The organism is Frankia sp. KB5, assembly GCF_002099325.1.
GTDB classification, from domain to species: Bacteria; Actinomycetota; Actinomycetes; order Frankiales; family Frankiaceae; genus Frankia; species Frankia casuarinae.
The window spans coordinates 1-6190 of the sequence record NZ_MRUJ01000292.1 but is presented as its reverse complement, the minus strand read 5'-3'; the positions used below and the strand labels follow the sequence as shown (position 1 = coordinate 6190).

The following is a 6190-nucleotide window of genomic DNA, read 5'->3' as shown; positions in this document are numbered from 1 at the left end:
GAACGCCACCGTCGGCGTCGGTGACATGAATATGCAAAACCTTGYCGACGCGATGGGAACCGGTGCGGTCGCCRTCGTCAAAGGCTAYGGCCTGTCCATCCGTGATGTGGGCGCCGCCCTGGCCGTGTTGGGTGACAACAACATTCGCGGCGCACAGGCAGGCACCCAACTTCGCATGGCCGTCCAATCTTTGGCCGTCCCRGCGAAAACCGGAAAAGCAGCCCTCGCCGAACTCGGCTTGCAATCCGACACGTTGGYGAAAGACATGCAGCACGGCGGCCTCCTCGAAGCCATGACCGACCTGCACAACCATATTAAAACGGCTGGGCTCACCGCCCAGCAGCAAGGCCAAGTGCTGACAGAAGCATTCGGAAAAAAAGCTGGCGTCGGTGTCAACATCCTCGTCGACCAGTTCGACCGGCTGCAATCCAAATATCCCGAACTGGACAAAGGCGCCCACGAATTCGGCAACTCGTGGGACACCACCACAAAAACCACCAAACAGAAAATTGCCGACTTGAAAGGCAGCTTCGACGGCCTACTGATCAAAATTGGGCAGTCGACGCGCGGCGCGCAGGGATCCCTCGCTGACATCGGCAGCAAAGCGTTCGGGAAAATTTCCGGTGGCATCGACGCTGTCCGCGCGGCAAACCAGTCCCGGACAGCAGCAAAGCCGGGTGACAGCGGCTCCGCCGGCCTGGGACATCTCGCGAATGYGCTAAACGACATCTACCGGATCGGCTCCGCCGGCAAGAAAATCCTTGAGAGTTTCGGCCCGGGTTTGGCGCAGATCGGTAAAGCTGCGGGTGGTGCGACTGGTATTGCCTTGCATGGGCTCGCCGACACTATGGGTCTGCTGTCCCGGCATGCGACGCTGGTTCGGACCCTCGCCTACCAGGTGGCCGCCGGGTTCCTGATCTGGAAGACTGCGGCGTTCGCTAGTGCGATTGCCACGAGGGCTTTGGCTCTCGCGGCGGCGCTTCTGGAAGCTAACCCGGTCGTGCTGATTGCGATAGCGGTTGCCGCGTTGGCGATCGGCCTGTTCGAAGCCTACAAGCATGTCGGCTGGTTCCGGGATGCGGTCAACGCTGCCGGCCGGGCGTTGAAAGAAGCCGGAAAATGGGTGGTTGACTTTGCGAAAGCAGTGGGCCGGGATGCGGTCAAAGCATTCGACGCTGTTGTCGACGCAGGCAAAAAGGTGGGCGGGTTCGCGAAAGATGTGGGCCGCTGGTTCGCCGACGCTTTCCGCAGCGTTGAGGATGCAACGAAAGCGGTGGGCCGCTGGTTTCAACGCATGTGGGATGATTCCGTCAAAATTGTGAAAGGGTTCGCGCGGGCCGTCGGGGACGCTTTCATGGACGTCTACCATGCGATTTCCCGGGTTGTCACCGGCGTCCTTGATTTTGTGGGCCGRCATTGGCGGCTGCTGCTGGTCATTTTCACCGGACCCGTCGGCCTGATCATCGTCATCATCGTCAACATGAAAGACCGGATCATCAACGGTTTCCGGGTCATGTGGGATGCCGTCACCGGTTTTGTCGCCCGCCTGTGGCATGATGTCGCCGGTTTTTTCACAAGCCTGTGGCATGACGTGTCAGACATCGCCTCCCGCCTGTGGCATGACGTGGCCGGTTTTTTCACCCGGCTCTGGTCAGACGTGTCCGGCTTCGCCTCCCGCATCTGGCACGATGTAGCCGGCTTTTTCTCAAACATGTGGCGGGACGTGTCAGGCTTCGCCTCCCGCATCTGGCATGACGTCACCGRTTTTTTCGGCAACCTGTGGCATGACGTCTCCGGCTTCACCTCCCGCCTGTGGCATGACGTCGCCGGATTCTTCTCGAATATCTGGAAGGATGTCACCGGCTTCGCCTCAAAAATCTGGCATGACRTCGCAGGCTTCTTCACCAGCCTCTGGCATGACGTCGCCGGCTTCATGTCAAACCTGTGGCATGACGTCGCCGGTTTTTTCTCCAACATCTGGCGGGACGTGACCGGCTTCGCCTCCCGCATCTGGCATGACGTCGCCAGCTTCTTCGGCAACATGTGGCATGACGTGGAGAAAACCGTGTCAAACCTTTGGCATGACGTCACCGGCTGGTTCGAACGTGTCAAAAACGATGTGACAAACTCGGTGAAAACCGCGGTCGGCTGGGTGAAAAACGCCTGGGACGGGCTACGGGAAATCTTCAAAGCACCCATCAACTTTATGATCAACACCGTGTATAACGGCGGCATCGTCCCCGTCTGGAACTTCCTCGCCGACATCGTCCACGAAGGACACCTCCAAAAAGCCCAAGGCCTTCAACACGGCGGCCGGCTACCCGGCTACGGCGGCGGCGACATCATCCCCGCCATGCTCGAACCCGGCGAAGCCGTCGTCCCCAAACATCTCGTCCCCGAAATGGCCCCATGGGCGAAGAAAAAAGGCATCCCCGGCTTCGCCCTCGGCGGGATCGTCGGAGACGTCGCAAACGCCGTCACCCACCCCATCGACACGTTGGAATCGCTGGGATCCGGCACCCTCAACATTCTCGGCAGCGCCGTCCACTGGGTCCGCGGCCAGCTCGCGAAAGCCGTCGAAGCGATGCTCACCCCCGTCAAAGGCGCAATCAACGGCACACTTGGAACCACCCGGGACTGGAAAGGCCTCGCCGGCCGGCTCATGCTCAAACCCCTCGACAAAATCGTCGACGTCGCCCGCGGGCAAGACGACAAAGACCAGGCTGCAGCCGCCGCGGCCGCCGCAGCCGCACCTGTCGGCGCCGCACCGGCAGGCGACATTCAGGCCTACGCGATGCAGCTGCTGACCGCCCGAGGCTGGGCTGGAATGTGGAACTCGTTCAACGCCCTGGTCATGGGCGAATCCGGCTGGAACCCGGCGGCCACAAACCCATCCTCAGGTGCCTACGGCATCGCCCAGGCACTACCCCCATCGAAATACGACTCGTACGGCAACCGCAACGACTACCATGTCCAACTTCGCTGGATGCTCGACTACATCGCCGGCCGCTACGGCACCCCGGCGAACGCCTACTCCACCTGGCTGTCCCGAAGCCCCCACTGGTACGACCAAGGCGGCCCGCTCAAACCCGGTCTCACCCTGGCCGCAAACGGAACCGGCGTCGACGAATGGGTGGTCCCCAAATCGGCGGTCAGCGTCACCACATCCGCCGGCAGGCAGCCGATCACACTCACCGTCAACGTTGACGCCCGCGGCGCCTCCGACCCGGCCGCAGTCGACCGGGCCATCCGCCGGGCCGGCGCCGACCTTGTCGCCACCCTCGACCAGATGCTCCAGCAAGGCGTCGGAGACATCTGACTGGGCCGGCGACGCCCACCGGCCACGGCCCGCTGGATCAGTCGGCCGTCAGCGTGCTCCGGGCTGCCCACTCGGCGCGGCTGATCGCGTAGATGGCGTGATCCTCTCTGTGGAGGAACTCGCTGCGGATGTACACCATCCCGAGACGTTCGGCGACTCGGACGGACGCGGTATTGGCCGGGAGGATGACGGAGACGACCTCGGCAAGGTCGGGTCGCGCGGCGAACGCCCAGGCGATCGCCGCCCGGCCGGCCTCAGCGGCGTACCCGCGGCCCCACCACGGCCGGCCGATGAACCAGACCGCTTCAACGCCTGGCCATCCCGGTTCGGCCCACAGCCCGGCGCGGCCGACAAGCTGCCCACTCGCCTTCTCTACGACTGACCAGGGGCCGACGCCGGTAAGTGCCCAGCAGCCGATGTTGCCGGCCATGGCATGCCAGATGCTGTCAGGGTCGGAACGGYCGCCGATATGGCGGGTGAACTCGGGATCGGACCAGATCTTGGTGTAGCCGGCGACGTCGTCGTTGTGGATGGGCCGCAGGATGAGCCGGTCCGTCGTGAGAAGGGGAATGATCGTGGTCAAACTCATCGTGTCCGGTAGTTTGCCGGACGCGCTGGCCACGCTCCTCGACGGCATTGCCCACTGACGCCCACCGACCCGTGGCGCCTCGGTCCGGGCGGGCTGCTCACCGCCGCTCGGACGGGTACGGCGTTCATCGCCATCGGCATGCCCCGGGTCAGAGCGGGCCCTGGCGGCGCTCCTCCGGCGTGCCGGGCGGTGGCAGCGGATCGGAACCGGGGCCCATCCCCGGCGTCCAGACGTCCCGGTAGTGGGGGCAGCGGTCAGGGACCGCTTGGAGGTTGAGGTTCGGGAGGCCGTCCCGGTTGCCCTTCCGGGCGTTCGCGCGGGCCTGTGACTGGGCGCGCCGGCATTTCGGACACTCCAGAATGATCACATCTGGTCCCTCGGGGGCGCGGTCCGACTCGGCGCTCATCGCTTCTGCTTCCCGGTGCCGTCGCAGCTGGTGCACTTGTCCTTACCTTGACCGCCGAACATGCCGTCCTCGTCGAGCTCGGCGGTCGGGCGGCCCGCCCGGCCGGAGCCGCCGCACGTCGGGCAGGTGAGCGGGCCTTGGTTGACCGTGTCGTCCGGGTCGGCGGTGTTCTTTGTCCCGCCTCGTTTCGTGCCGCTCCGGCCCGTAGAGGATCCGCCGTCGGTGTTACCCCGCTTGTCCCGGTGCTTCGGTCTTTGCGCCACGCCGCCTCCTGTTGCTCTCCGTCGACCCCTCCCCGCATCAACGGTAGCGGCGGAACACTCAAGTCGGTACCAGGACAGCCGGAACTGTAACCGTGCGCCCCTCACGGACGCCGGGCGCGGGAAGCTCAGATGGCGGCGATGCGCGCCCCGAACTGGTCCACCTCGGCGATATCCCACCGGTCCAGATCCCGGTGGAGAGCCCGCGCCCGCGCCTCGACGACTGCGTTCGGGGAATCGACCACCGCGCCCAACGCGGCAATTCCCGCGAACGCCGCCGCCGCAGGATCCGGATGGTCCCCATCGAGATGGCCTCGGGCGATGGCGATGTGAGCGAGACCGACGCCTTGGTTGTCATGTACGAACTCGCTGGCGGCGCGGGTGCCGTGGTGGATCGCGATCTTGCCGCTGCCGGGTGTGCTCGCAGCGGCGAGCGCCGTGTACAGGTCCTCCTCGGCGCCGTTCCATCGCGGCGGCGAGTAGCCAGGCAAGTTCCCCGAGACCGGCCCCTTCAGCGCCGCGCCCATCCCGGCACGCATCACACCGATCGCCTCAGCCGCACGCACATGATCTCCTGCTGCTGCGGCTGCCTCGGCCTCGTAACCGGCCAGCCGGGCATGTTGTGACCGATCCGCGGATCTCCGCCCCTGCGCGGCATGGTCTGCCGCGAACGACCAGTGACCCGCCTCCATGGCGATCCATGTCTGCACCCCGGCGACCCGGGCGATCAGTAGCGGGTCAGCCGCTGCTGCGGCGTGTTCCTCCGCGATTTCAGCGAACCTGCGGCCGAGACGGTCGTCACCACCGAACCGGGCGACAGCCGACAGCTCGGCGGCGAAATGTCCGGCGAGGAGGGTGAGCCGCCTTGCCGCAGGTAGGAGAACCCGCCGGTTCAGCATGTCCTCAACCTGCTGCCACGCCTCGAACCCGGGCGGGAACAGTACTGCGGGCGCGACGGACCATAGGTCTCGTTGCAGGTCAGCGAGCTGCAACTCCAGCTCGGTGACCGTGAACGATTTGGGACGGGCGCCGTCGAGCTCGTCCCGGACCTTGCTCGTCGTTGCGAGCACCGTCGCGGCGGTGAGCCCGCCCACACCCTCAAAGAGCTGTCGCCTGTCCGTCGCCCCCACCCCCCTCGTTGCTACCACTGTCCGCTGTCCGACCGTGAGAAGTCCAGCCGTCGGGCGGCCTATGCGAATCGCGGTGTCCTCAATCACCGCGTCCTGCCAGAGTGCCAGCAGCTCGCCGTCGGCTCGCAGCGCGGCATCCAAGTTCTCAACCGTTGCTTTCGTGGGCAGCAGTTTCGGTTTGCCGGATTGGCCGCCCTTCACTGCGGCGGAGACGGTCTGCCGGTCAAACCGCTGCCAGTCCGTGGTCATCGTCTGGGCCAACCCGGCGAACGTTGCGCGTCGTCTACGCATCAATGCCTGAGCGTGGGCAACGTACCGGTCCCGGGCGGGCCGTGGCGGCGTCTCATCAGTCTGCACGGTGGCTCCCCTCAGGCCGTCCGTGTCGCTGGGCGTATGCGGCATGCGCGCATGCGTGCAGCTTGCAGTCTGTCGCAGATCTGCGCCGGAGTGTGTCATATCCGTACCGGCAGGTCAGCCGGCCGACAC

The 6190-nt window shown here is 65.2% G+C and carries 5 protein-coding genes; 1 reads left to right on the top strand and 4 read right to left on the bottom strand.

The window, feature by feature from the left end; all coding sequences use genetic code 11:
• The first annotated feature begins 25 nt into the window (after positions 1-25).
• A complete protein-coding gene (locus KBI5_RS22640) occupies positions 26-3319 on the top strand; it encodes a phage tail tape measure protein (protein ID WP_347272532.1) in 3294 nt (1097 codons plus the stop codon).
• 37 nt (positions 3320-3356) lie between these two features.
• Here KBI5_RS22640 and KBI5_RS22635 read toward each other — a convergent pair whose 3' ends face one another.
• The 4 genes from KBI5_RS22635 to KBI5_RS22625 all read right to left on the bottom strand — a co-directional run bounded on the left by KBI5_RS22635 (position 3357) and on the right by KBI5_RS22625 (position 6061).
• Positions 3357-3908: a GNAT family N-acetyltransferase gene (locus KBI5_RS22635; RefSeq protein ID WP_085016395.1), complete on the bottom strand. Its 552-nt coding sequence runs from the start codon at positions 3906-3908 to the stop codon at positions 3357-3359.
• 148 nt (positions 3909-4056) lie between these two features.
• On the bottom strand, positions 4057-4314 hold the full coding sequence (locus tag KBI5_RS25985; RefSeq protein ID WP_133057124.1) for a hypothetical protein: 258 nt from the start codon (positions 4312-4314) through the stop codon (positions 4057-4059).
• Positions 4311-4577, bottom strand: a complete 267-nt coding sequence (locus KBI5_RS22630) for a hypothetical protein (RefSeq protein ID WP_085016393.1) — start codon at positions 4575-4577, stop codon at positions 4311-4313. The genes KBI5_RS25985 and KBI5_RS22630 overlap by 4 nt, the downstream gene beginning before the upstream one ends.
• Before the next feature lie 125 nt (positions 4578-4702).
• Positions 4703-6061, bottom strand: a complete 1359-nt coding sequence (locus KBI5_RS22625) for a hypothetical protein (RefSeq protein WP_133057123.1) — start codon at positions 6059-6061, stop codon at positions 4703-4705.
• Between the last annotated feature and the right edge of the window lie 129 nt (positions 6062-6190).

What these genes read in the sequence shown, in the direction of transcription:
- KBI5_RS25985 (WP_133057124.1), bottom strand. Translation starts at nt 4,314, where the DNA reads ATGAGCGCCGAGTCGGACCGCGCCCCCGAGGGACCAGATGTGATCATT.